25 protein-coding genes and 1 pseudogene are annotated in these 24,352 nt (G+C 36.6%); 6 read left to right on the top strand and 20 right to left on the bottom strand.

The window, feature by feature from the left end:
* Nucleotides 1-67 precede the first annotated feature (67 nt).
* The 4 genes from WQ54_RS06645 to WQ54_RS06630 form a co-directional block, all read right to left on the bottom strand.
* Nucleotides 68-1,024, bottom strand: coding sequence for an SDR family NAD(P)-dependent oxidoreductase (locus tag WQ54_RS06645; RefSeq protein ID WP_046513869.1), 957 nt, complete (start codon nucleotides 1,022-1,024; stop codon nucleotides 68-70).
* 200 nt (nucleotides 1,025-1,224) lie between these two features.
* Nucleotides 1,225-1,740 (bottom strand): TetR/AcrR family transcriptional regulator, encoded by a 516-nt coding sequence (locus WQ54_RS06640; RefSeq protein WP_084821869.1) that lies wholly within the window; start codon nucleotides 1,738-1,740, stop codon nucleotides 1,225-1,227.
* A 225-nt stretch (nucleotides 1,741-1,965) separates the two neighbouring features.
* Nucleotides 1,966-2,472 (bottom strand): hypothetical protein, encoded by a 507-nt coding sequence (locus WQ54_RS06635; RefSeq protein ID WP_046513864.1) that lies wholly within the window; start codon nucleotides 2,470-2,472, stop codon nucleotides 1,966-1,968.
* Between the two features lie 91 nt (nucleotides 2,473-2,563).
* Nucleotides 2,564-3,310 (bottom strand): YqjF family protein, encoded by a 747-nt coding sequence (locus WQ54_RS06630; RefSeq protein WP_046513861.1) that lies wholly within the window; start codon nucleotides 3,308-3,310, stop codon nucleotides 2,564-2,566.
* 205 nt (nucleotides 3,311-3,515) lie between these two features.
* On the opposite strand from WQ54_RS06630, the gene WQ54_RS06625 reads away from it, so the two are divergent.
* Both WQ54_RS06625 and WQ54_RS06620 read left to right on the top strand, forming a co-directional pair.
* Nucleotides 3,516-4,916, top strand: a complete 1,401-nt coding sequence (locus tag WQ54_RS06625) for an FMN-binding glutamate synthase family protein (RefSeq protein ID WP_046513858.1) — start codon at nucleotides 3,516-3,518, stop codon at nucleotides 4,914-4,916.
* 220 nt (nucleotides 4,917-5,136) lie between these two features.
* Nucleotides 5,137-5,745, top strand: a complete 609-nt coding sequence (locus tag WQ54_RS06620; RefSeq protein WP_046513855.1) for a DedA family protein — start codon at nucleotides 5,137-5,139, stop codon at nucleotides 5,743-5,745.
* A 162-nt stretch (nucleotides 5,746-5,907) separates the two neighbouring features.
* Here the strand turns inward: WQ54_RS06620 and WQ54_RS06615 are convergent, their stop codons facing one another.
* A complete protein-coding gene (locus WQ54_RS06615; RefSeq protein ID WP_046513853.1) occupies nucleotides 5,908-6,513 on the bottom strand; it encodes a pyridoxamine 5'-phosphate oxidase family protein in 606 nt (201 codons plus the stop codon).
* A 90-nt stretch (nucleotides 6,514-6,603) separates the two neighbouring features.
* The gene (locus tag WQ54_RS06610; RefSeq protein ID WP_052737690.1) at nucleotides 6,604-6,867 is read right to left on the bottom strand and encodes a hypothetical protein; all 264 of its coding nucleotides are present in this window, start codon (nucleotides 6,865-6,867) and stop codon (nucleotides 6,604-6,606) included.
* Between the two features lie 1,102 nt (nucleotides 6,868-7,969).
* Here WQ54_RS06610 and WQ54_RS06605 point away from each other — a divergent pair.
* Nucleotides 7,970-8,248 (top strand): annotated as a pseudogene (locus WQ54_RS06605) (hypothetical protein).
* Between the two features lie 123 nt (nucleotides 8,249-8,371).
* On the opposite strand, the gene WQ54_RS06600 reads toward WQ54_RS06605, so the two are convergent.
* From WQ54_RS06600 to WQ54_RS06585, 4 genes are all read right to left on the bottom strand, one after another.
* On the bottom strand, nucleotides 8,372-8,875 hold the full coding sequence (locus WQ54_RS06600) for a DinB family protein (RefSeq protein WP_046513850.1): 504 nt from the start codon (nucleotides 8,873-8,875) through the stop codon (nucleotides 8,372-8,374).
* A 72-nt stretch (nucleotides 8,876-8,947) separates the two neighbouring features.
* On the bottom strand, nucleotides 8,948-9,532 hold the full coding sequence (locus tag WQ54_RS06595) for a TetR/AcrR family transcriptional regulator (RefSeq protein ID WP_046513847.1): 585 nt from the start codon (nucleotides 9,530-9,532) through the stop codon (nucleotides 8,948-8,950).
* Nucleotides 9,516-10,295, bottom strand: coding sequence for an alpha/beta fold hydrolase (locus tag WQ54_RS06590; protein WP_046514141.1), 780 nt, complete (start codon nucleotides 10,293-10,295; stop codon nucleotides 9,516-9,518). The genes WQ54_RS06595 and WQ54_RS06590 overlap by 17 nt, the downstream gene beginning before the upstream one ends.
* A 289-nt stretch (nucleotides 10,296-10,584) precedes the next feature.
* A complete protein-coding gene (locus tag WQ54_RS06585) occupies nucleotides 10,585-11,829 on the bottom strand; it encodes an MFS transporter (RefSeq protein WP_046513841.1) in 1,245 nt (414 codons plus the stop codon).
* A 431-nt stretch (nucleotides 11,830-12,260) separates the two neighbouring features.
* Here WQ54_RS06585 and WQ54_RS06580 point away from each other — a divergent pair, with 431 nt between their 5' ends.
* The gene (locus WQ54_RS06580) at nucleotides 12,261-12,692 is read left to right on the top strand and encodes a MarR family winged helix-turn-helix transcriptional regulator (protein ID WP_046513839.1); all 432 of its coding nucleotides are present in this window, start codon (nucleotides 12,261-12,263) and stop codon (nucleotides 12,690-12,692) included.
* Between the two features lie 348 nt (nucleotides 12,693-13,040).
* On the opposite strand, the gene WQ54_RS06575 is transcribed toward WQ54_RS06580, so the two are convergent.
* From WQ54_RS06575 to garR, 3 genes are all read right to left on the bottom strand, one after another.
* The gene (locus WQ54_RS06575; RefSeq protein WP_046513836.1) at nucleotides 13,041-14,360 is read right to left on the bottom strand and encodes a gluconate:H+ symporter; all 1,320 of its coding nucleotides are present in this window, start codon (nucleotides 14,358-14,360) and stop codon (nucleotides 13,041-13,043) included.
* 240 nt (nucleotides 14,361-14,600) lie between these two features.
* Nucleotides 14,601-16,031, bottom strand: coding sequence for a four-carbon acid sugar kinase family protein (locus WQ54_RS06570; protein WP_046513833.1), 1,431 nt, complete (start codon nucleotides 16,029-16,031; stop codon nucleotides 14,601-14,603).
* A complete protein-coding gene (gene garR, locus WQ54_RS06565; protein WP_046513831.1) occupies nucleotides 16,028-16,930 on the bottom strand; it encodes a 2-hydroxy-3-oxopropionate reductase in 903 nt (300 codons plus the stop codon). The genes WQ54_RS06570 and garR overlap by 4 nt, the downstream gene beginning before the upstream one ends.
* A gap of 294 nt (nucleotides 16,931-17,224) precedes the next feature.
* Between garR and WQ54_RS06560 the strand changes: the two genes are divergently transcribed.
* Nucleotides 17,225-17,848: a GntR family transcriptional regulator gene (locus WQ54_RS06560; RefSeq protein WP_046514139.1), complete on the top strand. Its 624-nt coding sequence runs from the start codon at nucleotides 17,225-17,227 to the stop codon at nucleotides 17,846-17,848.
* Nucleotides 17,849-18,002: 154 nt separating this feature from the next.
* Here the strand turns inward: WQ54_RS06560 and WQ54_RS06555 are convergent, their stop codons facing one another.
* The 4 genes from WQ54_RS06555 to modA all read right to left on the bottom strand — a co-directional run bounded on the left by WQ54_RS06555 (nucleotide 18,003) and on the right by modA (nucleotide 20,967).
* Nucleotides 18,003-18,365, bottom strand: a complete 363-nt coding sequence (locus WQ54_RS06555) for a VOC family protein (RefSeq protein WP_046513828.1) — start codon at nucleotides 18,363-18,365, stop codon at nucleotides 18,003-18,005.
* 50 nt (nucleotides 18,366-18,415) lie between these two features.
* Nucleotides 18,416-19,243: a helix-turn-helix domain-containing protein gene (locus WQ54_RS06550; RefSeq protein ID WP_046513825.1), complete on the bottom strand. Its 828-nt coding sequence runs from the start codon at nucleotides 19,241-19,243 to the stop codon at nucleotides 18,416-18,418.
* A gap of 255 nt (nucleotides 19,244-19,498) precedes the next feature.
* Nucleotides 19,499-20,167, bottom strand: coding sequence for a molybdate ABC transporter permease subunit (gene modB / locus WQ54_RS06545; protein ID WP_046513822.1), 669 nt, complete (start codon nucleotides 20,165-20,167; stop codon nucleotides 19,499-19,501).
* Entirely contained in the window at nucleotides 20,164-20,967 is an 804-nt protein-coding gene (gene modA / locus WQ54_RS06540; protein WP_046513820.1) for a molybdate ABC transporter substrate-binding protein, read from the bottom strand. Before modA ends, modB begins: the two co-directional genes overlap by 4 nt.
* Nucleotides 20,968-21,127: 160 nt before the next feature.
* Between modA and WQ54_RS06535 the strand changes: the two genes are divergently transcribed.
* Nucleotides 21,128-22,066 carry a helix-turn-helix transcriptional regulator gene (locus tag WQ54_RS06535; protein WP_046513817.1) on the top strand — a complete coding sequence of 313 codons (939 nt, stop codon included), beginning with the start codon at nucleotides 21,128-21,130 and terminating at the stop codon, nucleotides 22,064-22,066.
* A gap of 164 nt (nucleotides 22,067-22,230) precedes the next feature.
* On the opposite strand, the gene hisIE is transcribed toward WQ54_RS06535, so the two are convergent.
* Genes hisIE through hisA form a run of 3 tightly spaced genes read right to left on the bottom strand, consistent with a single transcriptional unit; the run spans nucleotide 22,231 to nucleotide 24,352 of the window.
* Nucleotides 22,231-22,863 carry a bifunctional phosphoribosyl-AMP cyclohydrolase/phosphoribosyl-ATP diphosphatase HisIE gene (gene hisIE, locus WQ54_RS06530; protein WP_046513814.1) on the bottom strand — a complete coding sequence of 211 codons (633 nt, stop codon included), beginning with the start codon at nucleotides 22,861-22,863 and terminating at the stop codon, nucleotides 22,231-22,233.
* Entirely contained in the window at nucleotides 22,860-23,618 is a 759-nt protein-coding gene (hisF, locus tag WQ54_RS06525; RefSeq protein WP_046513810.1) for an imidazole glycerol phosphate synthase subunit HisF, read from the bottom strand. The genes hisIE and hisF overlap by 4 nt, the downstream gene beginning before the upstream one ends.
* Nucleotides 23,615-24,352, bottom strand: a complete 738-nt coding sequence (hisA, locus tag WQ54_RS06520) for a 1-(5-phosphoribosyl)-5-[(5-phosphoribosylamino)methylideneamino]imidazole-4-carboxamide isomerase (protein ID WP_046513807.1) — start codon at nucleotides 24,350-24,352, stop codon at nucleotides 23,615-23,617. The genes hisF and hisA overlap by 4 nt, the downstream gene beginning before the upstream one ends.

The following is a 24,352-nucleotide window of genomic DNA, read 5'->3' as shown; positions in this document are numbered from 1 at the left end:
AACATAAAGACGCTTTACCTATTTCGGAAAAGCGTCAAATTTTGATAAGATACAATCATATCGTCCTTTATGATTTACTTTTTTTCATTAATAGCTTTAACGTTTTTTCTAGTCCTTCCTTATAAGGTGTTGCGACAATTTTACCTATTCGATTTTTATATTTTTCTCCATCCAGAATAAATCCTTCCTCTGTTAAATACATGATTTCCACTACTTCTTTCATAATTGGATCAAACAAGCCCAATAATCGTATTGCATGTTTGTTTAATGGAATCACTAATTTTCGATTTTTCGTTATTTCACGTGCCATTTTTATGATTTCTTTTCCTGTAATGACACCTGCCCCAGGAATATTCCAATTCTCACCATAAGAATCATCTCTACTTGCAATTTCCACGATCATCTTTGCTGCATCTGGTAAATAAACATATTCCCTCGGTGTTTTTAAATTCCCTATAAAAATAGAAAGTTTATCCGCAGCTAGTCCTGTTAATGTAGGATGTAAATACGAATTTTGCGATGTAATCCCATAATAATCAGGCAACCTTACTATTAATGCTTTTGCATTCTTCCATTTCTTATCAAAAATCAAATGTTCAAATTCCACCCTAATTTTCCCCTTTTTCGTGTGAGGCTGTTTTAAGTGATTTTCATTTCCTTTCCCAGTTTGACGTCCATAAACATAAATGCCATCAACAATGACAATTTTTTTGCCTAAAATATTTGCTGCTGTCATGACACTTTCCCCAAGCAAATGAAGTTTTTTGGCCATTTCGTGATATTGAACATTTGCACATTGAAAAATCACATCTGCATCAAAGGCTGCTTCTACAATAGTGTTATAATCAAAGATATCTCCAAGTTTGTATGCTAACTGCGGTGTAGAATGATGTTCTTTGATCAATTCCTTTAATTTATTTTCTGAACGTCCAAATGCAATCACTTCGATCCCTCTTGATAATAGTTCTGATACCATTACTTGACCTGTCCCGCCAGTTGCTCCTAATACGATTGCTTTTTTCATCTTTTTAACCTCCATTTATTTAGTGATTGATCAATAACTCTTTTGGGTAAAAAAAACTACTAAAAAGGTCTTTACTCATTTGAAACTTTTAGATTCTCATCTCCTTAATTTACAAAACGTTCCCTTTATTTCTGTCATATCAAAATAAGTTATTGATCAATCACTAACTTATTTTGTTAAATAAAAAACCGAGACTTCGGTTATTTATCTTTACCATTAATAAGTTCAGGAAAGTCGAGATAATAAGATATATTACAAAGTATTCCTCTTGCTAAAAAAGTTGTTACTTCCATTTCGGGATTACGGATACCCGCTAAAAGAAATCTTTCAAAAATGTAATTTCTAATCGTAGAAAGACCTAATTTTGCTGACTCCCTTATTGTTTTTTCTGATATTGAAAGTCCAATGACTTGCAGCGCAATTTCATTAGGATGTGATAAAGATAACTCTTCATAAGCTTCAATCATTTTCCTAACCAATAGCTCTGGTTCTGCATCTACATTTTTAAAAGTTTGGAGGATTCTATCATATGCTCGCTCAAGAGCTGCAACAAACAATTCCTCTTTTGTTTTAAAAAATTTAAACACATACGGTTGTGATATTCCAGCCTTTTCTGCAATATGTGCAGTCGTTGTATTATAATATCCTTTCTCAGCAAATACTTCTAAACCTGCTTCAAGTAGTTCTTCCAAACGTTTTTCTTTTTTAGGGCTCAACACTGACGAAACACCTGCTTTAACAATAATTAGATATTCAAACCAATTAGTTAGTGATTGATCAATCACATAATAATACAAAAAAAGAATTTACGCAAGATGATTATGAATTCGTTTAATTTTTTTTATTTTTAGAACTAAGGTGTTAAGTGTTTTTCGACCATAAAAAGTCCGATCTCACCTCTTACTATAGGTAAAATCGGCCTTTTTTTAAAAAACCTCATCTTAATTTTTATTACTTGATAACTTTATGCTTTTATCACCAGATGCCTTCCTAATTGATTGTTCTACAACGTACTGAAAGCCATAGATAATAATTGCCAAGGATACATTTATAAAATACCAAACAGTGTGTTTCATCTTTATAAATTTAACAATGCCAAATCTATTTCCAATGTAAGGCATTGGATATGCATTAATTAAATCCAATACCGCGTTTGTTATTAAGTACTTGGGGAAATTCCCATAGGTTAATTTAAAGATCCATAGTGTTGCGACAAAATAAGGTCCTAATATATATGTAAAATCTACAGGTCCAGGCGATAAGGGATTATTCGTTTTCCACCATTTTTTCCGATAACAGATTAGACTGAATACACTTAAAAATAAATTGACAAAACTTGCAACAGGTAAAAATCTTATAATATTCCTTTTCCCCATAAAAGGGACGGTAAGCCAAGGAATAATTATTGTTGCTAAAGAGAATGCAACTTTACTCTTATACTTAACCATTAAGCTCCTCCTTAAAAAGATCATATTATTTTTAAACCTCTTCAAATGAACAAATGATTTTTGAATAACTACATTCTGAGACCCAGCTTTACTAGATCTGTATTTTCTTTATATTCCACATCAGCGAATCAACACCTGTCGAGAAATGAGCGATCGGATTTACTCCAGACAGATCAAATTGATAAGGTGTAAAAAGGGTATTAATGCCTAATTCAATTTCTGCTTTTTGTAATGGCCAAGGCCGATGGTGTATTTCACCGCAATAAATGTTGATTCCGTTATGAGAACTAAAAAGACAATATCGTTCGGTGAGCCAATGATCCAACGTTCCTTCCTTTGGAAAATAAACTCCTGATATAGGAACATATTTGCTTTTAAATACAATTGGTGTATGTTCGTATCCTTTACGTCTGCTCTGGCAATGAAAGGTTTGTCCTTCTTTCCGAAAAGAGATTTCCGCCGAATGATAAGGTAATCGATACCATTTCTTTGCTATCTTTAAGGATGCCCAGTTCCCAACATCAATAGACATAAAATAAATACCGGGTTTGCCGTTACATTTAACATAAGTCCTAACATTGATTTCTGGAAATCTAGGAGTTAGGGAAAGGGATGATACTCCAAAAGGAAAGATTCCATCTATCACAAATAAAATGATGCCTAACCATGCGGAGCCATTAAAGGTATCAATTTGTAATGCAGAAGGAATATGCGGTCGCAGTTTTTCAATTGGAATCGGCCAATGCAAAAACAATAGATTTCTCCAAGTTTGTCGCATTATATACTTTTTTGAAGGTAATGGAAAAGGACGGTGAATGATGTCATTTAATAAGTTCATATAATTGACCTCCTCCTTACAAGAAAGTAACAAAGTAAAGTGATTCAACTTAGAGATCTTTTGTAGTTTTTCCGTTGATTAACATTTTAAACCTATTCTTTTAGACACCTTTCCTCGATGTAACGGAAAGAGTAATTTCATAGCAAATGATAATTATTTCTTCCCTTTGGGCAATAATGGTAAAAACATTAGTGGAGAAATGATGATGACGAACTTCCTATATTATGTGTCTTTTGCGATGATCGCACTCTTAATAGTCCTTATGTTATTCATACTTGTTGGCTGGCGTTGGATAATGAAACGAATGGTTAAACAAATGGGAAAGATTCTATTAACCGATAGTTACCAAGAAAACCTTATAGAACTACTGCCAGGATTACGGCATATGGGTATTCAAAATATGCTTGAAAACAGCTTGCGTGCTGAAACAGGCGACCTTCTTCATCGCCCGCTTGGCTCTTCAAAAAAGTGGCCTCATTTGGATCCCATTACATTTATCCCCGCACAGACGACACCATTTCCAATTGATGGTGACCAAGATGTAGATGTGAAGGTAACGATTGGACCAAAAGCTAAAAAACCAATGGAAATAAAAATTCCAATCATGATCAGCGGGATGGCCTTTGGAATCGCACTAAGTGAGGAAGTGAGGCTTTCATTAGCAGAAGCAGCTAAAAAAGCAGGAACTGCCATTAACTCTGGTGAAGGCGGAGTTTTACCAGAAGAATTGGACAAAGCAGGAAAATATATTTTACAGTTTGCTAAAACAGATTGGTCCAAAGAAGAAGAAATTATTAAACGTGCAGACATGATTGAAATTAAATTAGGGCAAGGTGCACTATTCGGGGTTGGCGCGAGAATTTCACCGAAAAATTTAACAGGCCGTGCAAGAGAGATTATGGGACTTAAGGAAAATGAAGAAGCCGTGATTTACGATAATTTCATTGAAAATCAAACATTAGAAGATATAAAGGCGCTTGTTGAAGAACTTCGAGGCTTTACTGGCGGTGTTCCTATTGGTGTAAAAATAGGGGCAGGAGGAAAGATTGAAGAAGATCTTGATCATTTACTATCCCTAGGCGTAGACTTTATTACGATTGACGGTGGTCAAGCAGCTACACTTGGTGCTCCGCCTATTTTAGCTGATGATATGGGAATTCCGACCTTACATGCGGTTGTCCGGGCTGTTAATCATTTAGAAAAGAGAAAGATGAAGGGGCAAATTAGTTTGATTGTCTCAGGAGGGCTTTTAATACCTGGGCACTTTTTAAAAGTCCTCGCACTAGGTGCTGATGCTGTATGTGTAGGTTCAGCCATCTTATTTACAGTTTCACATACTCAAAGTCTTAAAGCACTGCCTTTTGAACCGCCTACGCAAGTTGTTTGGAATCAAGGGAAATTTAAGGATCAATTTAAACTGGAAGATGGCGTTAAATCAACTGAGAAATTCTTAACTTCAAGTACGGAAGAAATGAAAATGGCATTAAGAGCGATGGGAAAACGCTCTTTAAAAGAGCTGTCAAAAAAAGATTTAGTTTCTTACGACGAGGTAACTGCTAAGATGATCGGCATTCCATTTTCTTTTGAACCTTGGGAAGACATGTAAATAAAGAATAACAATGAAAGTTAGTTATCACTCTACGTTTCTTAACCATCCACAATTTGAGGGGCCGATTATTGAAACCGAATACTTTATGCCTGATTACCTTTCTTGTATAAAGTCTGATAATGAACGAACAATAATAGTATTGGACCTAATTTGAGATATGAGTAATCCTTCTATTAGACCCAGACCGTAAATAAAGCAGGCGGGAATGTGAGAATTTATGGAAATAGTTGAACATTTGTTTGCTCAATATGGATATTTCGTGTTATTGATTGGTCTGCCAATGGAATTAATTGCTTCACCGATACCTCCTGGAAACTCGACACTTGCCTATACCGGCTATTTATCCTACAAAAAAGTTCTCGATCTTTTGCCAGCACTTGCTGCCGCATATTCCGGATCGGTGCTGGGAATAACAATTACTTATTGGATCGGAAACAAGTTGGGTTTACCATTAATCGAAAAGTACGGAAAATGGCTGTTTTTAAAGCCGGTGCATTTGAAGAAAACAAGAAAAGCTTATGAAAAATTCGGGAACAAAATACTCCTTTTTGGTTTCTTCTTGCCTGGTGTCAGACAGTTTAACAGCTATTTTGCGGGCATCATACATGTTCCATATCGGACCTTTGCTTTATATGCCTATCTAGGAGCATTCTTATGGGTTTCCACATTTATCGGTATCGGTTATGTGTTCGGTAATCAATGGCAGTATGTTATTAATTTAATAGGGCATTTTTTGAAATTCATCTTAATTATCTTGTGCTGTACAGTAACTATTTTCCTTGTTTTTAAATGGCGAAGTCGGTTTAGAAAACGATCGGATTCATGATGGGGAATCGGAGTAATGGCTGCCCTGCGGACTTACCTAAAAGTCACCAAGTATGCCTCTATTATGTTCTTTTATTTTATGATCAAATCAAAGACACCCATTGGATTAAATATAAGATAAATACCTGTCAGTGCGATTACAATTATTAAAATGACTATTAATTTACTTTTCATTAAACTCTCCTGTATTTTTGGGTGTTTTTTGCGTATTTGATAATTTTTTCCCTAATGGTGTTACAATGCCATCAATGGTGGAGGAATTTTTCTCACGTATGTACTGTTCTAGTTCCGCTTTATCTTCTTTCTTCATATTAGACCGATTCAATGTCTCGCGTTCACTGGAGTAAGTCATGTAGGGGATACTATAACCGCAAGAGGTTTGGACTTTATGAATTTTTGCTAATATGATTTGTCTCGCCCCGGGCATCAATGTAAAATGACCGTTCAGCTGCTCCCATTCTTCAGTGTCAGGCAGAATCACTTTTCCTGAACCATATAAGCGCAAGATCAATGGCGGTCCTTCAAATGCACAAAACATAAATGTGATCCGGGCATTTTCAGTAATATGTCCGCTTGTTTCGTTGCCGCTCCCAGTAAGGTCTAAATATGCAACTTCTGTTGATGATAAGATGCGAAAAGTATCATATCCTTTTGGAGAAAGGTTCACATGCCCCTCCGCATCCAAAGGTGCTGTTGCAACAAAAAACATATGCTGTTCCTTTATAAATTTTTGATGCTCAGATAACATTTTCGAAAAGTACTTTGCCATAATTAATCCCTCCTAAGATTTTCATCACGAAATATTGTGGGATACCTTTTTCACCTAAGTTTTTATTTGAGGTTCACAAAATTCGATGCCTCATACATCCTCATTTTCCTTTTGAGAATGCGGTTTGTCATCACTTACGAAACCAAAGAAATTGATAACCAGAATATAAAGAGGAAATCCAATCAATGCTCCTATTACTAATAAGACTGTTACAGGAGTTAGAGAGTCCCCTTCATATGTTATCGGGAATTGATATGCGATTAGATAGATAAAAAGCACAAAATACGGAACCCAAAGGATGGCTGTCCAATAGTTGGCTTTTCGTGCCGTGTCATTTTGTTCATAATTGTTCAAATTTGATTTCTCAATTTGGTAAATCAAACAATGCTAATAATGAGGATAAAGAAACCTATCCATTCACCACTAACATCTTTTCTAAATTATACCATTTTATTGTAAAGTAAACTTTTATTTAATTGATTAATAACAAAAAAAAAGACTCAAAATCAGTTCTTAATTCTTCAATTCTTATAGTCTTTACTTTATGCTGCTATTAATCTTGACATTTTTTGCAAATCAAAATCCTTTCATTTCATCATGCATTGTTGCATAATTGTTTAGTGGTTAATAAAATACCTTGAAAGGATAGTTATCATGATTCCAATCGAGCTTCTTTGTCACGAACTCAAACGAATGACAGATGATTATTACAAATGTAAGAATCATAAAATTAAAGAACAAATTTATAGTGATATTAAACTCTTAAGTGAAGCACTATTTCTTAGTGACCTTCCTTTTAAAGATAATGACATTTGATTTTATCTCACATTATGTGTATTAAATATGTTCTTACTCAACGAATTTTAACGACTATAAGGCTTTATATACGGATAAGGATGTGAGGCATGGTTCATACACACACATCCTTATTTTGAAAAAGCCCTACTATAATAACAGTGAATTGCCTTTGGATTAATCGCTTTCATATACAACTAATTTGTGTTATAGTTAACCCAATTACCATCATGAATAGTTTGAAAGTTGGATTTTAAATCATAAAATAAGGATGATTACCATTAAATTTGGCCAGAAAGTAATTTATAAAAGCCGGATCCATTTCGTGTTTTTTGAACACGAAAATAATTTATTTGAAATCCAAAGTGAGGAAAAAAGTATTATTTTAGTTAGATTGAAAGACTTAATATATAGATTAAAATAAGGCCAGCCTTTTAGAGGTTGGCTTTTTTTGATACAGCTTATGAAAAAACTGGATAAGAATTAGTGAATTGCCTGCGTTTGCTGATATTCCCCCAGATTATTTCCCAAATCGTCAAATAAAAACTTTTCTCCATTATCAAATCCGGCACTTCATTTTTTCAATTATAGCAAGGTTAAAAACAGAAGTTATACACTCTTATTCTATTGTGCATAATAAAATTTAAAAGGTGTGTTCGACTTGGACTTCCCTACAATCCAAACAAATTTTTGGGATGCTGTAATTGCCGTTCCATTAGTCATGGTCATAACTCAACTGATAAAACGATTCTTTAAAGTAAAGAAAAATACGTTCCAACCATTGCTCTTATTATAGGTTTATGCATTTCAATTTTTATCAGCCATCGCCACGACTTTATTCGCAGGTCTTTTTATGGGCTGGTTTTATGGATATGCTGCTATTGGTTCTTACGCTGCATTGAAAACAACGATTTTATCTTTCAGGAATCAAAAAGAATAAAATGACAAACGTGCACCCATTGTCCTTCATTGAATTTTTTTCTTTATTTAATTGATTTGAATTCTCTCATATAATAAATGCTAAATGAAAAGTTCACTTTTCTTTTAACTGACTTTGATAAATTTACATTTTAGGAGCTTCCATCCCCATATTCGCCCATTCTTCCTTTGCCGGCCCATAAAGACCTGGAACGGTTAATCCTGCTTGACGCATTAGGATCGTCATTTGTCCACGATGATGTATTTGATGTGCGACTAAGAAGGTCAATAAGTCCCCCTTTGACATGGTTTGCCCAAAAATAGTATGGACTTCATAAAGAGATTTATTGTTCCATTGCAATTTTATCGCTTGAACGATAGCATTGCTTGCTTGTTGATAACTGGCAGAAATAAAGGCTGAAGAAGCAGGGACAGGAAAATCTTGATCAGGTATGTCGACTGAAAGGCCGGTTCTCGATGCTATTACGCCAATTGCTGTTACAATATGCCAAGCTATCCTTCCTAATGTCCAGTGGCCGGGTAACACTTCTTGAGCTAAAGAATCATCAGTGAGGTTAATCATAAGACTTTGTGTAGAAGCACTTTCGGCATTCCAAATGTCACTAAATTGATCTAAGGTCTGAAACATTTTATTCATCTCCCTATATTCCTCATCTATGTCGATGGGACAATTTTGCTTGTTCTGCAAACATTCAGGCCATTAACGACAAAACTCGCTAATCATTTGTTTCTTTATTTCTTCTACTGGAAATATCGCCGGATAAGTAGATAGCATTAGCATAATACCCTGCAGCACCGATGAAAAATATAAAGAGCGCTGCCTAGGATCCTTTAATCCGAGCTTTTCAAAGATTTCACATTGTACTTCGAACATTCGGGCATTTTCTTGGATAATCAGTTTACTATATTTAATCAGTTCTTTGTCATCGAGGGGCTGGGTTTGTAAGTGCAGGTAGAAGCGATGCACATCCGGATTTTGATGAATATTATCTATCGCCCCTTTGATAATATGTTCAAGCTGTTCACCCGGTGTCTCAAAAGCGGAGGCCCCCTCCATTACTTCAATTACTTCCATGATTCTTGTATGAACCATTTCAGAGAGCAGTTCTTCTTTACCCTTATAATAATTGTAGAGTAAGCCTTTAGAGATACCTGCTTGTTTTGCAATCTCCTGAATAGAAGTCGCATAATATCCCTTTTTGATAAACAGCTCCATTGCAGCATGACGAATTTTTTTCTTTGAAAGTTGGCGAATACGATCATTCTCTTCAGGTGTTCTTGGCATTTTGCTTGCATTCCTCCATAAAAGCAGTTATTTCCTGATGTAACTGTTCAGGATGTGTGAGAGCTATCATTATATGATTGGCGTCTTCTATTTCAATGAATTGGATATTCGGAACCTTTTTAAAATAATCTGCAATAACAAAATGGTCAGCTAATTCCTCATTAAGCCCTATGATATATAATGTTTTGGGTTTTAAATCTTGTAAACGATCAATCGAAGGAGGTTCAGGCCAAATTGTTTTAAAAACCGGCCATTTTAACATTCGCTGCATATGGTGTCTGAGCATTTCAATTATGAGTTCTCTTTGCGGACTGTCCGAAACGGCTTGATAGGCTGGAGTATTTAGAAAAACATCGATCATTTTATCTATTTGAGGAGCTGCATCTATAACATTTTTGATATATTGCTCAGCCTCTTGCGAATAGCGGAAACCTGTTAAAGAAGGGGTGATTAATACAAGTTGTGTAACTCTTTCCGGGTAAACAAGGGCAAAATCAGTTGCAATCTGGCCGCCTATATTATGGCCAATCAACGTAGCTTTATTGAGGTTAAGATCATCCATTAAAGATCGTAAATCTTCTATATAGTCTGCATATTCATTTGGGGATGGGGACTTACCTGCACCGCGTCCATCATAGCTAATGACTTTATAATTCTCTGCTAGGAGAGGGGCTAAAATCGACCATTGCCGCAAATCGGCACCACCGCTATGAATAAGCACAACGGGATGGCCTTCACCATGAATCTCGTAATATAAATCCAAGACAATTCCTCCTTTTATTTCTGAATTTCCTTTCATTAACAATTTCATCTTACTATTGAATGAACGTTTAGTCAATAAAAAATACCCACTATTTACTATTTTTAGAACAAAGTCAGAGTATCTGGAAAAACACATTTGCTGTTTTTAACGATCGTGTAAAGCTACCGCCTCCCAGTGATTAGATACTCAAGGATATCTCTGGATTTTTTGAAAAGTCTTATTACCTGCTTCCTTATCATTTTTCCTGAAAAACAAGAGGATCTGCCAGTTGGCAGACCCTCCTTTTTATTTAATGAGCTGATTCAACAGAATCAACATGATTTACATGCTTATAATTGAACCAAATAAATACGACTGAAATAAGGACGAACACTGCGCCAACAATGAAAGGTACACTTGGGTTGTATATTTCCGCAAGTTTGCCTGCCATAAATGGAGCAATAGCTCCTCCAATAAAGCGAAGGAAGCTGTATGCGGCAGATGCCGTGGATCGTTCGACAGGTGCAGCATTCATAACCGCAGTCGTAATTAATGTGTTGTTATTCCCCAATAATGCACCAGCAAGAATAACGGATGCAATAACTACCCATTGTGTCGATGTCCATATCCCCATTGCACCTAAAAGCAATGCAAATAAGATCAACATGATACTCATCGATTTTATTGTTCCAAACCATTCGCCTAGCTTTGGTGCCATGAAAACAGATGTTACAGCAAGTAAAATTCCCCATCCAAGGAACACAAGGCCTAAGCCATGCTCATCTAATCCCATAACAAAAGGAGCATAAGCCAATAAAGTAAAAAATCCAAAGTTATATAAAGCTGCTGCAATACCAAAAACCAAAAGAGAACGGTGTTTCAAAGCTCTGAACGGATCCATTAAAGATGTTTTCGATTTTGCAGTATTTTTTGAATGGGATTTAGGCATTAAAATAGAAAGCCCAATAAAGGCAATAACCATTAGTGCCGCAACACCGAGAAACGGGCCCCTCCAGGACATTGCTCCCAACCAGCCGCCAAGCAATGGTCCAACTGAAATTCCCAGTCCGATTGCTGCCTCATACAAAATAATTGCTTTGGCGGTTCCGCTATTTGACAGAGAGACAATAGCTGCCAAAGCTGTAGCAACAAACAATGCGTTTCCTAGGCCCCATCCACCCCGCAGTCCAACAAGTGCCCAGATGTCGCTTGAAAATCCACCAAGTGCTGAAAATATCGCAATAATGACAATACCAGCAAGCAATGTCCATTTTATTCCAACCCTTGATGAAATCATGCCGGTAATTAGCATAGCTACCGCCATGACAGCATTGTAGCTTGTGAAAAGTAAGGTTACTTGACTATGAGTTGCATCTAATTGCTCAGCAATGGCAGGCAAAATTGGGTCAACAAGACCCAGACCCATAAAAGCAATAATGCAAGCGAAAAAAACTGCCCAGACAGCCTTAGGCTGCTGAAGAAGACTCCCCTCTTCAGGAATTAATGGATTTGTGTTGCTATTTAGAGTTGAAGCATTTTGAGTAGTAGATGCCATCTATTTCTCTCCTTCCTATTTCCTTTTCTCAGAGAAATCAAGTGCTCGATGTTAACAATGATTGCAATTACATAATTTGTCTTCATAACTTATATAAGCATTGATTTCATTTTTTCATTACTCCCAAAGGAAGCCGCTAATATGATCATGACGACCTTACAGTATCCTGCACTTTATCTCTTTATAGAATAGCTGCTCATACTATCGCGGGCTTATACAGTTCACCTCCTAAAGGCGGTAAAAGTTGAACACTTAAGTTTACTTATTCAAAAAAATATTCATTTAGTTGTATGATACAACTAAATAATTGTACCATACAACTATATAGTTGTAAAATACTGCTCCTTCCCAATAAGAATCTTAGCTAAAATTGACAATCCACTGCAGTAGGTTATCATTTAACTATAGAGCATTTTTAAGGTGGTAAAGAAATGAATAATCAACATTCACTGGAAACAATTGAGCTTGAAATTGCTGTAATGGTTCGCCGTCTCACATCGATTACATCAGATAAACGAAATTGGCTTGTAGACCGCTCTGCTTATCTTTTATTACATCAATTATACGTAGATGGTTCTTCTGGAGTTAAAGCTTTGGCCAATGAATTTCAACTGGATATCTCCACAGTCAGCAGACAAGCTGCAGCACTTGAGCAAAAGGGATATGTGAGCAAAGTACCTGATCCAACAGATGGAAGAGCTTATTTTTACCAGATTACAGATTCGGGAACAAAGATATTATTCGAAAATAAGCAGGCTCGATTGGGCAGGTTAACAGAAGTTCTAAGCGAATGGTCTGATGAGGAATGTAAATGGTTCGGGGAGCTGTTAAAAAAATTTAACGAATCGTCAATGAGAAAATAAGAAATAAAGTACATGTAAAAAGGATTAGAAAAGAACGGATTTTCAGGAAGAGTATCATATATGATACTTTTCTTTTTATTTTAGTAGTGTAAGAAACTGATTTCGAAGGGATAGCATATGCTAATTTTTACCCATATACCTATCATTCCATATTTTACTCCTAATATGTCAGAATCCAGCCGATCCTGCAATAAATACATAGTGGTGAAAAAATAAGGCGCTTCCCTTTAAAAGGAAAGCGCCTCTTTATGAAAGAAAATTAGTGATACCGCGGACAGCCATTTTACCTTCTTTTCATTGGCCTCGTAAACGAAGCTTCAAAAAAGTGAACTCCTCAGGTTTCTTACTCTAAATAAACATATCAAGGATTATGACACCGGCAAGTCCAACTAAAGAAATAATGGTTACCATAACAGACCAAGTTTTAATTGTCTGGCCAATGGAAAGGTTAAAGTATTCTTTATAAATCCAGAAGCCTGCATCATTTACGTGTGAGAAGGTAACACTTCCAGCACCTGCAGCTAATACCATCAACTCTGGGCTTGCCCCAGTTGCAGCGACAAGAGGTGCGGCAATTCCAGCTGCGGTCATACCAGCTACTGTTGCAGAACCTACTGCTACCCTGAGAATGGCAGCGATTAGCCAAGTTAAAAGCAGCGGCGAAAGAGTAGAGCCTGCCATGATATCAGAAATATATTTGTCAATGTGGCTGTCTACAAGTACCTGTTTGAATGCTCCGCCTGCAGCAATGATTAATAAGATCATCGCGATTCCGCTGACAGAATCAGTAAGAGACTGCATAATTTCTGGCATTTTTTTACCTAAGTTTAGACCAAACGTAAAGAATGCAACAATGACAGAAATGAAAAGGGCAATATTGGCATTTCCTATAAAGTCAGTTACCGGTGCAATCGCTGAATTTGGTGCGAAAATTTGTACACATGCTTGTAAAGCAATAAGAATAACAGGTAAAAGTGCTGTAAAAATACTAATCCCAAAGCTAGGTAGTTCTTCTTCTTTAAATTCCTTAGGGTTAAATAATCCTTTTGGAATATCGATTTCTAATGATTCTTTCTTAAAGAATTTAACATAAACCGGACCTGCAAGAATAAAAGCAGGGATTGCAATGATTATTCCCAGGATTAACGTTAAACCAATATTCGCCCCAAACACGTTTGCTATCGCAGTTGGCCCTGGGTGTGGAGGGACAAATCCATGCATTGTAATTAATGCAGCAATAACCGGCATCCCAATATAAAGGACAGGCACTCCTGCTGCTGCTGCAATTGTAAACACTAACGGAATGAGAACAACAACCCCAGTTTCAAAGAATAAAGCGATTCCAACAACAGCCGCAGTTATGACAGCTGCAAGTTGAATTTTCTTTTCACCGAATGCATTAATCATGGTTGTCGCTATTTGCTGTGCACCACCAGAATCGGTCATTAACTTTCCAAGGATACCTCCAAAGATAATAATCATCGTAAGATGTCCAAGTGTTCCGCCTAATCCGGCTTCAATCGATTCTACTGCCTCTATCGGAGTCATTCCTTCAAGAATTCCTACAACGAGGGAAACAAGAAGCAATGCTACGAAAGCGTTTAATTTAAACGTCATCATTAATAGTAATAATAAAGCTACCCCTATCGTAACTGAAATAATCGGCATTTTTCATTCCTCCTATTTGGATAATAAAAGAGGTTAAACATTATAAGGCGTCTACATTAAATCCTTTTTTCTTACTGACTCAAAATTCAGTGCTGAAAGTGCAGACTCCTTACTTAAATCAACCTTTTTAGAAATACGTACATACAAAACTTTTTTGATTATTGTCCCATTTCTGATTAAGCCCCTAGAGGCTTGGACACTAACACCTCTAGGATTGTCTTACTACGTTCAAATTTTTTATTAGCTTAGCTGTTCAACAACTTCTCTCAGATCAGTCTTTGTCCCTACGTTTCCAGGGAAGATAACATACGAAATCCCGGGGAACTTGCTTTCACTGCCTGTTGTCCAAACTGGAATTCCAGGTCTAATTTGTCCTGCTACCGTCGCTCTTTTGACTTCAAGACCTTTTGTTCCAATATCACTTGATGTGATTCCGCCTTTAGCAATAATGAAAGAAGGTCTTGCTTCTAATCTTTTCACGATACTTGTTACAGCATCGGATATTTTTACAGATAGCTTTAACTCCTCTTCTTTTTTTCCCTCACCAAGATCAAGCCTTTCCCTTCTTGTATAAACGGCGACATTTTTCCCCTTCGAGATTAATTGATTTGTCGTTTCAACAACCCGATCAAGTTCTTTTTCAAATTTTTCAGGTTCTAATACAAGGTGAACATTAAATTCAATAAACTCAACTGCATCCGCTTTCTTTAATTCTTCAAACTGTTCTGTTGTCTTCTTAACATGCGAACCAATAATGACAAGTCCGCCATTTGCTGTCTCATCACTCATCAGTTCCTCGCGGGAAAGTAAAGATTTGTCACTAATACCTCCAATTACTTTTGTCAGAGCGGCCGCACTTCTAAATAGAAAGTTTTTCCCTTTATTGATAGCTCTAATTAATGCAATGGCAAATACTTTTACATCCACATAATCAACTGCATTGACAATGACTTTATTAAAATTTTTCATGTTCATCAGTTGCTGTTCAATCGTTTCAATATCAAGAGAACGAAGACTTTCAAGGGAAATATAGGTCATTTTCTCAGCTTTGTATTCACCTTGAGATTTTTCCTCTGCCCATTCACCTAAATGTGATTTTGTATAACCAAATGTACGGTCTTTCGCAAATTCAGTTTCGCCTGCCGGGACTAACTGTTCATCATATTGAACATAGTGGATATTATCAATTGTGAAGCGTCCTCCTTCTTTAAAAAACGGCAGGATGACTTCACCGTCAAACTTACAATCAGAATTTGCTTCAACCGTTTCTTGTAATACTTTCGTTTCTAACGGATAATGGCCTCTTAATGTAGAGTCACCTCGGCTGATTATGATAAATTCACGATTGAACTTCTTTGCTGCTTGGACAATATTAGCTGCTATTTCTTGATGAACTTGATCTGTTTCTGCAGCTGTAAATCCGCGTGAGTTCGTTAGAATAAAAAACATGGAGTTTTCTTCTCTAAATCCTTCTTCGATGCTGTTCAACGTCCAATCTGTATAAACCGAAATCCCATGTACGGTTTGAACACCAGTTGGATCATCATCAAGTACGATTATTTTTTTATTTAAGCTTTTAAGTTCCTTTTCTATCATTTCATTCACGATGGCGGTATCAACAGATGGTATTCTGTTAAAAACTTCTTCTGCTAATCTTTTATTTTTACTCATTGATTAGAACCACCCCTTACTTCTACATTTGCAAGCTTTTCATAATATTTAACGATACCGCCGTGGTCATCCATTAGCTTGCCATCAACCTTTAATGCATGAAAGATTTCTAATAGCTGGCTTGATAACGGAAGCGGTACACCAATTTCATGAGCTGTATCCATTACATTTGTAATATCCTTCATATTGATGGCAATTGTACCGCCAGGAGCAAAATTTCTTTCCAGAATTAATGGAACCTTTGCATCGAGTACAGCACTGCCTGCTAATCCGCTTCTGATCGCTTTATACATTTTTTCAATATCAATGCCTGCCTTTGCTGCTAATATTAGCGCTTCAGACATCGCAGCAATGTTAAGGTTTACAATGATTTGGTTAGCCAGTTTTGCTGTAACCCCGCATCCGCTGTCTCCAACTAATGTGACATCCTTTCCCATGTCCAATAGAACAGGTTTAGCAGCTTCAAATACTTCTTCCTTCCCGCCAACCATGATGGCTAATGTCCCGTCAATTGCTTTTGGTTCACCGCCGCTGACTGGTGCATCCAGAAAGCCGACTCCTCTTTTTGCTGCCTCTGCCGCAAGTTCCTTTGAAACATCAGGCGTAATGGAACTCATATCAATAATAATGGAGCCTTCCTTTGCTCCTGCTAAGATTCCATTGTCACCTAATACAACAGCTTTTACATGTTTAGACGCTGGAAGCATGGTGATAATGATTTCACTGTTTTCTGCTGCTTCCCTTGCTGATCCGGCTGCAGTTGCACCCGCTTTCAATAATGTTTGTACTGCATCTTGATTAAGATCATTAACTGTTAACGTATGTCCTGCTTTAATCAGGTTTAAAGCCATAGGTTTTCCCATTATGCCTAATCCGATAAAGCCTATTCTTTTTGTCATGCTGTATTCCTCCTAATGAATTTTATGATGAAGAGCAGATAACGAATGGAGCCGTTTCCATTTACTCGTTCGATTCTGTTATCTACCTAAAAATGAAAAAACTCACAAGCAATCGCTTTCATAAATCCTTATGTTTTGATTGTATACTAATAAAATAATTTTGTATACATTTTTATAATTTTTGTATACATTTTATAATAAGCGTATACTTTTTGTATTTTCTCTAGTAGGATTTTTAAAAATAATTTGGTACTATGGTTATTAATAGGAAATGAATACTGGGGTGAAAAATTAGTGCTTGAAAGTAATAACTCACGGCCTGCGTATCATCAGTGTTATGAAATTCTCCGTGATAAAATCTTAAATGGGGAAATTTCTGGCGGAACCAAAGTAGTGGAAGAAAAAATTGCTGCTGAACTTGGCTTTAGCAGAACACCGGTAAGAGAATCAATACGGAAATTAGAAAATGAAGGACTAATTGTTAAAAAGAAAGTAGTTAAACCAACGGAAAAGGATTTACGAAACATGTTTAGTGTCCGAATCCTGTTAGAAGGATACTCTGCTAGATGTGCTGCAAACTTTCTTAAAGATAAAGAAATTGAAAAACTGTACGAATATGTTGAAATTGGGAGAAAAGGCAATAAAGAAGAAATCATGTCTGCCAATGAAAGTTTTCATAATGATATTGTGAAAGCCAGCAATAATCCAGTGATGATTGATATCATTGACCGGATGCAGGCAATCATTTACCTATTTCGAAAAACAGTAGTGATTTATAATCGACCGCATCTAATTGATGAACATGAGGAAATTTATGAAGCAATTAAGTCAAGAGACGGGGAAAAGGCTGAAATTCTAATGAAAAAACACTTGGAAAATGACTTAAGCTTTTATCTGCATCTCATGAGCAATGAGTAGGAATTTCTGCTCCAGCTCATCTTTTTCAACAATGCAGAAATGCTGCCTTTTTAGAAACTCAAATGGCTTATACCGCTCCCTTTTAATTACGGCAACCAATTGATGATGTTAAAAAGACAGGCAGTTCCTTTATTAGAACTCGCCTGTCTTTTGTTTATCCTTTAAGAATAAATTCATTACCGTCTTCATCACTGAATTGTGCAAAAGTGCCCCATTGCATTTCTTTTGGCTCTTCTTTAAATTCTATTCCATTTGCCTTCATCTTTTCATATGTCTCTAAAACATGATCACATTCAAATACAATGGATGCTCTCATATTTTCAAAGCCTTTCATCATGGACTTTGGATAAATAACTAAACGAGATTGGGCATTTTGAGGGGCGACTTCAAGCCATATTGCGTTTGGCCCCATTGGGTGGTCGGCTATTACCTCAAAGCCTGCTTTGTTTACCCAAAATTCCTTTGCTTTTTGTTGATCTTCAACATATACTGCAACAGTTCCTATATTCGTAATCATCAGATGTTCCTCCTTCAATATTTTCGATTTTTATCGTAGCAAAACCGTTTTTATTCTTCTTGTAAAAAAACGACATTCTTTTGCTCATTTTGTCCCCGGCTCCTTTTTTCCAGCATCCAGTTTTTATATTCATTAGGTGTAAGACCTATACATTCTTTAAAGTCTTTTGAAAAATGAGCATAGTCATAATAACCGAACTCTTCCATACAATCATAAAGATCTATTTCTGGATTAAAAAACATTTTTAGCCGAACTTGATTAAACCTTGCTACTTTGCTTAACTTTTTTGGAGAAAGCCCTGTTAACTCTATTACTTTTCTTTCAAATTGCCTTTGCGAATAGTTACTCATCGAAACAAAAGTTTGTATGTCACGTTGGACAGGGGATTCATACAGTTCAGTTAAAACCTGAATAAAATCTTTATTCAAATGTTGGCTTTGGCTGAATGACTCCAACAAAAACTTTTGAAGAAGAATTATCCCTTCCTCTAATTCAAGATCCCTTAATTCGTTCTCTATCGTTTCAATCTTACGTTTATTAAATAGAGTGTTAAGAGGCACAAATTTGTCCTTAAGTTCTTTTAAATCCGCATCAAGCAAAAACTTTAATCCCCAAGGTTTTAAACGAGCACCAAATAAACGAATGTTGCCGTTCGCAGTTAAACGATGATAATGAGTCAATGACCCTATTAAAAATGACGTATCCATTGACTGATTATGAACTTTGTACCTGGAACCAAAATGAAAAAGGATTTCATAGCATCCATCTGGCCAAAGTACTTCACCGTTATCGTATTCAGTATATTCCCTATCTAAATACCAAAAGCATTTAATATACGGATCTAATTCAACTGACGGTTTCTTTTCTTCATATCTCATTTGTTATACTCCAATATGGATCATATTTTTTTCTTCAACATACATTCATACCAATTATTATAACCAACACCCATCTAAATCGATTACTTAAAACTCATTTCACAATCTGCTTCATTTATGGCTTTAATCAATTAATTTTGAAAAGAACTAAATAGGATGTTTTATCCGGATAATCTAATCCCATTTATCATCTATAGATTAAACTAAAAAAGAGAGCTGTCATACATCTCTCTTTTTTAATTAGCACCTGCTTGTTTAGTAACGTTTTTTGATAACATTCATTAAAAATAACATCGTAAAAGAGATGATTAAAATGACAACTACCCAAGACCAAGCTAAAGCCATATTTCCCGAGTCCATAGCTACATAGATGGCAGTCGGTATCGTTTGGGTTACCCCAGGTATATTTCCTGCAAACATGAGAGTAGCTCCGAATTCACCAAGTCCCCTTGCGAAGCTTAAAATCGTTCCAGTTATAATTGCTTTTGAAGCTAACGGAAGAGAAATAAACATAAAGACCTTCATCTCGTTAGCCCCATCAACTCTTGAAGCATCTTCAATTTCTTTATCGATCGTTTCAAATCCAGTTATTGCCGACTGATACATTAATGGAAAAGCAACAACAACCGCAGAGATGACAGCAGCCCAAAATGTAAAGATAAGAGGTTGATTAAATAGAGTTTCAATCCATTGACCTACAAATGATTGCTTACCAAATATCACAATTAATAAAAATCCCACCACTGAAGGAGGTAAAACTAATGGTAAAAGCAAAACGGTATCTATCATCGATTTTCCTTTAAAGGTTCTATTAGCCAATATTCTTGCAGTTAGCACACCAACTATTAATACAATTAAGAGTGAGAAAGAAGCAATTTCTAAAGAAAGTTGAATTGGAGACCAAAAGTTATCATTAAATGTCATTTTAAGAGGTTTGAAAATCCATATTCCTTTAGAATGGTTAAAGCTGCATCAGATTGCATATATTCAAAGAATTCTTTTGCTTCTTCTAGGTTTTTACTCTCATTAATCATACCTAATGGATAAATAATTGGTGTGTGTGTACCTTCTTCTGCCGATGCCAGAACATTTATTTTTGAAGAAATCAGTGCATCGGTATTATACACAATACCTGCATCTACATTCCCTGTTTCTACATATGTCAATACTTGCCTTACATCCTTAGCAAAGACCATTTTATTCTTAACATTTTCCCACTCATCAATGTTTTCCAGCATTTCTTTTGCATATTTTCCAGCTGGTACTGTTTCTGGGGTCCCGATCGCTATTTTTTGCGCTTTATCATTTAAATCACTAAATGATTCAATCCCCTTCTTACTTTCTTTAGGGGTTACTAAAACGATTTTATTTCCAACTAAATCAACCCCATTTTCTCGGTCAATGTACCCTTTATTCACTAGTTCATCAAACTTATCCTCTGCAGCTGAGAAAAATAGATCCGCTGGTGCACCCTGCATAATCTGTTGTTGCAGTGTTCCAGAACTCCCAAAGTTATAGGTAACTTCAATGTTAGGATGCTCTTTTTCAAAAGCCATTTTAATTTTATTTAAAGCATCGGTTAAACTCGCTGCTGCAGAGACGGTTATTTCAGTTTGCTCATGTTTGTTTTCTTGTGTTTCTTCTATTACTTGTCCAGCAGCGTTACAGGCAGTTACAAACAGCAGTAAGATGAATATGGGCATCAAAAAATATAATCTTTTCATTAATATCCCTTTCTCTCTACAAACAGTATAATTAGATATAACTAAATATAATTAATTATAACTAATTATAATATATTATTGTCAGATTTTTTCACATACGTTTTATACTTGTTTTCTTATCAAGAAGTTATCGTTACAATAAATCAAAAGGAGGTTTATTATGAACAATGAAATTTCATATACCGTTGAAGAAGTAGCTACCTTATTAAAAGTATCTAAATTAACTGTTTATGACTTGATAAAAAAAGGGAAAATTCCTTCATTTAAAGTCGGCAGGCAAATGAGAGTCAATGCAAAAGATTTAGATTCATTTATAAGCGGAAAACAAGCAGTGCATCTTGCCGGACGACACCCTTCTTCTACTAATAATAAACAAAAACATCAAAAAGAAAACAACCAACATATATTAATAAGCGGCCAAGATATGGTATTAGATATACTGGGGAAACATATAGAAAAGAAGGGAAATTATAAGGCATTAAGAACTTATGAGGGAAGTTTAAACAGTCTCCTGTCAATGTATAAAGGCGAGTGTGATATTGTAAGTTTACATATGTTTGATGGTGATACAGGAGAGTATAATGTTCCTTTTGTTAGAAAGATTTTAATTGGTTTTCAATATACTATTCTTAATTTAGTGTCTCGAAAAGCAGGCTTCATGGTACAAAAAGGAAATCCGCAACACATCACTACGTGGAATGATTTAAAAAAGAAGAATATTCGTTTAATGAATCGTGAAATAGGTTCTGGAGCAAGAATACTGCTTGAGGAACAATTAAGAATCAATCACATACCACATTCGGAGATTTTAGGGTATGAAAATATAGAAACAAGTCATTTAAGTGTCGCGTCCTCTATTGTTTCCGGAAAAGCAGATGTAGGAATAGGAATTGAAAAAGTTGCAAAAATGGTAGGTCTTGATTTTATCCCTTTAATTACCGAAAGATATGACTTAGTTATGATCAATAATCAACAAAATCAGGAAATCATTGAAATAGTAGAAGGTATCTTACGTACAGCTTCTTTAAAGGAGGAAATTCAAGCTCTGGGAGATTACGATGTTTCCCAAACAGGACAAGTAGTATATAAGTCAAGCTAAAGTCTGCATGTATAGTACTCCCCCTTAGCTTGACTCCCTTTGAAAAAAAGCGCCACTTTATTCAATAAAGTTCATTGCTATAAAATAATCTTGTTTCCCTTCTCTATTTAAGGATATGGCCGCAAAAAAAGGCCCAATGTAACCTGAGCCTTTTCTCACTATTTCTATTCTTTTGTAACATGCCGCTTCTCTAACACCTTCAACACTTCATCTAACGGAAGCTTCTGCTCTCTTAATAGGACCATCAAATGGAACAGTAAATCGGCAACTTCCCATTTGAGTTCCTCATGGTCTCTATTTTTAGAAGCGATGATTACTTCTGCTGCTTCTTCGCCTACCTTTTTAAGAATCTTATCGACACCTTCGGTAAATAGATAGGTAGTATATGAACCTTCTGGAAGCTCGTTTTCACGTTCAGCAATAAGCTTTTCCAGGGTATTGAGAATTTGGAAACGGTCTTGTGTTACGCCTACGACTTCCTGTTTATCGATCGTTTCGCTAAAGCATGTATATGCCCCTGTATGGCAGGCAGGGCCCGCTGGCTGTACAAGAATCAAGATGGCATCCTGGTCGCAATCGTATCTCATTTCCACGACCTTTTGGATGTTTCCTGATGTGCCGCCTTTATGCCACAGCTCTTGTCGGGAACGGCTGTAAAACCATGTTTCCTTTGTTTCAATTGTCTTTTTTAACGAGTCCTCATTCATATAAGCCAATGTTAGTACTTCTTTGCTTGCCGCATCTTGTACGATTGCTGGAACTAGTCCGTTCTGGTCAAATTTAATCGATTCGATCATCGTACATTCACCCCCTGGTTTTCTAAATGAGCTTTAACTTCCTTTACAGATGTTTCTTTATAATGGAAAATCGACGCTGCTAACGCTGCATCTGCTTTTCCTTCTTGGAATGCATGCAAAAAGTGTTCAGCATTCCCGGCGCCGCCTGAGGCAATAACCGGAACAGATACTGCTTCACTTACAGCTTTGTTTAAAGCAAGATTAAAGCCGTTTTTCTCACCGTCACTGTCCATGCTTGTTAACAGGATTTCACCGGCACCGCGTTTTACTGCCTCCTGTGCCCACTTAACTACTTCCCATTCGGTTGCATTTCTGCCGCCATGTGTGTACACGCGCCAGCTGCCTAATTGTTCATCATATTTTGCGTCAATAGCTACAACAATACATTGAGAACCGAAAAAGCTGGCACCTTCTGTGATCAGATCTGGATTCAGCAAGGCAGCTGTATTTAACGATACTTTATCTGCCCCTGCTCGAAGAATTCGTTTCATGTCTTCAAGAGAATTGATCCCGCCGCCGACGGTAAATGGGATGGCAAGCTGGGCAGCTACCTGCTCAACAACGTCAACCATGGTTTTCCGTCCTTCATGTGAAGCAGAGATATCAAGGAACACAAGCTCATCTGCGCCTTCTTCATCATAAAATTTCGCCAATTCGACCGGGTCACCGGCATCCCTTAATCCTAGGAATTGAATCCCTTTTACCACTCGTCCTTCTTTTACATCTAAGCATGGAATAATGCGCTTTGTAATCACGATTGTTTTCCTACCTTCAATGCCTCAGACAGACTAAATTGATTTGTATAGAGCGCTTTGCCGACAATCGCACCTGATACACCTGCTTGTTCGTATTCAGAAAGGGTTTCTAAATCCTTTAAAGAGCTGACACCGCCAGAAGCAATCACTTGCTTATTTGTTGCCTTAGCCATTTCAACAATCGCCTCAACATTCGGTCCTGACAGCATGCCATCAGTCGCAATATCTGTAAAAATAAACACTTCCGCACCAGCGTTCGCAAGCTCTTTGCCAAGATCTGTTGCTTTTACATTGGACGTATTTAACCAGCCCTCTGTTGACACATAACCATCCTTCGCATCAATGCCAATCGCAATCTTTTCCCCATATTTGCTGAGCATTTTTTTCACAAAATCTGGATTGGAGATGGCTGCACTTCCTAAAATAACGCGATCCACACCATTTGATAAATAGAATTCCACATCTTCCTCGGTGCGAATGCCGCCGCCGATTTGAATCTTTGCGGAAAGCTTCTGTGCCGCATCAATCACATGCTGGTGATTGACAAGCTTTCCTTCTTTCGCTCCATCTAAATCCACCATATGGATCCAGCTGGCACCTTGGTCATCAAATTGCTTGGCCATGTCAAAAGGAGAATCGCCATAGACCGTCTCTTTGTTATAGTCGCCTTGAAGCAGGCGTACGCATTTGCCGCCCCGCATATCGATTGCAGGATAAATGATAAATTGACTCAT

This window comes from Bacillus sp. SA1-12, from assembly GCF_000981385.1.
Classification (GTDB): domain Bacteria; phylum Bacillota; class Bacilli; order Bacillales; family Bacillaceae; genus Metabacillus.
The sequence above is the reverse complement of the archived record's forward strand: the minus strand, read 5'-3'. Positions and strand labels throughout refer to the sequence as shown.

Excerpts from the sequence above, each read along its gene's own strand:
- WQ54_RS06645 (WP_046513869.1), bottom strand. The coding sequence starts at position 1,024 with ATGAAAAAAGCAATCGTATTAGGAGCAACTGGCGGGACAGGTCAAGTA.
- WQ54_RS06635 (WP_046513864.1), bottom strand. The coding sequence starts at position 2,472 with ATGGTTAAGTATAAGAGTAAAGTTGCATTCTCTTTAGCAACAATAATT.
- WQ54_RS06630 (WP_046513861.1), bottom strand. The coding sequence starts at position 3,310 with ATGAACTTATTAAATGACATCATTCACCGTCCTTTTCCATTACCTTCA.
- WQ54_RS06625 (WP_046513858.1), top strand. The coding sequence starts at position 3,516 with ATGACGAACTTCCTATATTATGTGTCTTTTGCGATGATCGCACTCTTA.
- WQ54_RS06620 (WP_046513855.1), top strand. The coding sequence starts at position 5,137 with ATGGAAATAGTTGAACATTTGTTTGCTCAATATGGATATTTCGTGTTA.
- WQ54_RS06615 (WP_046513853.1), bottom strand. The coding sequence starts at position 6,513 with ATGGCAAAGTACTTTTCGAAAATGTTATCTGAGCATCAAAAATTTATA.
- WQ54_RS06600 (WP_046513850.1), bottom strand. The coding sequence starts at position 8,875 with ATGTTTCAGACCTTAGATCAATTTAGTGACATTTGGAATGCCGAAAGT.
- WQ54_RS06595 (WP_046513847.1), bottom strand. The coding sequence starts at position 9,532 with ATGCCAAGAACACCTGAAGAGAATGATCGTATTCGCCAACTTTCAAAG.
- WQ54_RS06585 (WP_046513841.1), bottom strand. The coding sequence starts at position 11,829 with ATGGCATCTACTACTCAAAATGCTTCAACTCTAAATAGCAACACAAAT.
- WQ54_RS06580 (WP_046513839.1), top strand. The coding sequence starts at position 12,261 with ATGAATAATCAACATTCACTGGAAACAATTGAGCTTGAAATTGCTGTA.
- WQ54_RS06575 (WP_046513836.1), bottom strand. The coding sequence starts at position 14,360 with ATGCCGATTATTTCAGTTACGATAGGGGTAGCTTTATTATTACTATTA.
- WQ54_RS06570 (WP_046513833.1), bottom strand. The coding sequence starts at position 16,031 with ATGAGTAAAAATAAAAGATTAGCAGAAGAAGTTTTTAACAGAATACCA.
- garR (WP_046513831.1), bottom strand. The coding sequence starts at position 16,930 with ATGACAAAAAGAATAGGCTTTATCGGATTAGGCATAATGGGAAAACCT.
- WQ54_RS06555 (WP_046513828.1), bottom strand. The coding sequence starts at position 18,365 with ATGATTACGAATATAGGAACTGTTGCAGTATATGTTGAAGATCAACAA.
- WQ54_RS06550 (WP_046513825.1), bottom strand. The coding sequence starts at position 19,243 with ATGAGATATGAAGAAAAGAAACCGTCAGTTGAATTAGATCCGTATATT.
- modB (WP_046513822.1), bottom strand. The coding sequence starts at position 20,167 with ATGACATTTAATGATAACTTTTGGTCTCCAATTCAACTTTCTTTAGAA.
- modA (WP_046513820.1), bottom strand. The coding sequence starts at position 20,967 with ATGAAAAGATTATATTTTTTGATGCCCATATTCATCTTACTGCTGTTT.
- WQ54_RS06535 (WP_046513817.1), top strand. The coding sequence starts at position 21,128 with ATGAACAATGAAATTTCATATACCGTTGAAGAAGTAGCTACCTTATTA.
- hisIE (WP_046513814.1), bottom strand. The coding sequence starts at position 22,863 with ATGATCGAATCGATTAAATTTGACCAGAACGGACTAGTTCCAGCAATC.
- hisA (WP_046513807.1), bottom strand. The coding sequence starts at position 24,352 with ATGAGTCAATTTATCATTTATCCTGCAATCGATATGCGGGGCGGCAAA.